Origin of the sequence: Cereibacter ovatus (genome assembly GCF_900207575.1) — a bacterium.
Taxonomy (GTDB): domain Bacteria; phylum Pseudomonadota; class Alphaproteobacteria; order Rhodobacterales; family Rhodobacteraceae; genus Cereibacter_A; species Cereibacter_A ovatus.
This window is the reverse complement of the sequence record NZ_OAOQ01000054.1, coordinates 1-1,665: the sequence shown is the minus strand read 5'-3', so window position 1 is coordinate 1,665 and position 1,665 is coordinate 1. Positions and strand designations below refer to the sequence as shown.

Below are 1,665 nucleotides of genomic sequence, written 5' to 3'. Positions count from 1 at the left end.
GTTCGAAGACTTCCTTCAGTTTGCGCCGCGCATGCGCCCAGCAATGCGCCACCCGAATGGGCACGCCGCCCTTGCGGGAAGGTTTGGTCAGCCGATTATAGCCTGTGTAACCGTCGATCTGCAGGATGCCATCAAAGCCGGTCAGGAAGGTTTCGGCATTCTCCCCCGCGCGGCCGGGGGCATAGAAGTAGACGACGCCGGGCGGGTCCTCGCCGCCCCAAGGTCGGTCATCGCGGGCCAGCGCCCAAAGGTATCCGGTCTTTGTCACACCGCGCCCCGGGTCGAGCACCGGGGCTGTTGTCTCGTCCATGAACAGCTTGGATGACCGCTTCAAATGTTCAGCCATCCGGTCCACGATGGGCTTCAGGTGGAACGCGGCCTTGCCAACCCAGTCGGCCAAGACCGCGCGGTGCAGATCAAGGCCCGCACGGGCGAATATCTGGCTCTGACGATACAAGGGAAGGTGATCGGCATACTTGCTGACCAAAACATGGGCGAGCGTCGCCTCGGTCGGCAGGCCGCCCATGATCAGGTGAGACGGCGCAGGGGCTTGGGTCACACCATCGGTGCAGGCGCGGCAGGCATACTTCGGACGCACGGTGACGATCACGCGCAACTGGGCCGGAACGATGTCCAGCCGTTCGCTGCGGTCTTCGCCGATCTTGTGCATGACACCGCAGCCACAGGGGCAGATCAGGCTGTCGGGTTCGATGACCTCTTCTATGCGTGGAAGCCCCGCGGGCAGATTGCCGATGGTGCGCTTTGGGGCAGGCTTGGATGTCCCATCGCCCGCCTTGGCGGCCCGCGTTTCCTTTTCTGCCTCAACCTCGGCCAGCGCGATGGACAGCTCCTCGAATGCCAACTGCCGTTCATCTTCAGACAGCTTTTCTGACCGCTTGCCGTGCAGGGCATGGTTAAGTTCAGCGATCAGATGCTCTTGCCGCCGAGTGATTTCCGTCAGCGCCGCCACCGTTTCCATCAATGTCAGAACTGCCGCGCGCTGCGCGGCAGGAATGGCGGAAAGGTCGATGGCGGGGGCGATTTTCATAGGCTGGAGCTACCATAAAACCCCAGTAAAAACACGCCAAAACAAGCGGTTGATTCACTCTGCCGCAGCCGGTGGACGGGCCTCCAACGCCTTCACTTTGCGCCAGTCGAGCCCCGCAAACAGCGCCTCGAACTGGGCATGGTTCAGCGCCATAACCCCGTCCGTGATGGCGGGCCAGGTGAAGGTTGCGTCTTCCAGCCGTTTGTAGGCCATCACCAAGCCAGTGCCATCCCAGAAGAGCAGCTTCAACCTATCCGCCTTGCGCGAGCGGAACACAAACACCGTGCCGGTGAACGGATCCTTGCGCAATTGCGAGGACACCAGCGCCGCCAAACCGTCATGACCCTTCCTGAAGTCGACGGGCTTTGTCGCGACCATGATCCGAACCCGGTTCGACGGGAACATCATGAGCTGGCTGCCAAGGCGCACACGACCGAGGCAATCCGCTCTGCCGAAGCTCCAGATTCCAGACGGATCACCACCGCGCCTGTGACGATCTCCGGTCGGTTCAAGTCTGCCCCTTTACTGCGCGCCGCATCCGCCGCATCCGCTAAAGGGCCAACCATCAGCGCCGCGAACTCCACCGGATCCTCCGGTGCAGGCAGAACCAGCCGCCC

The 1,665-nt window shown here is 62.4% G+C and carries 2 protein-coding genes and 1 pseudogene; all 3 read right to left on the bottom strand.

From position 1 onward, the window contains the following. On the bottom strand, positions 1-1,048 hold a 1,048-nt coding region (tnpC, locus tag CRO07_RS18215), incomplete at its 3' end, for an IS66 family transposase (protein ID WP_097032020.1). A gap of 54 nt (positions 1,049-1,102) precedes the next feature. After that, positions 1,103-1,453 (bottom strand): IS66 family insertion sequence element accessory protein TnpB, encoded by a 351-nt coding sequence (gene tnpB, locus CRO07_RS18210; protein WP_204840069.1) that lies wholly within the window; start codon positions 1,451-1,453, stop codon positions 1,103-1,105. After that, positions 1,453-1,665: pseudogene (locus CRO07_RS18345) on the bottom strand (hypothetical protein); the annotation flags it as partial. The pseudogene CRO07_RS18345 and the gene tnpB, both read right to left, overlap by 1 nt.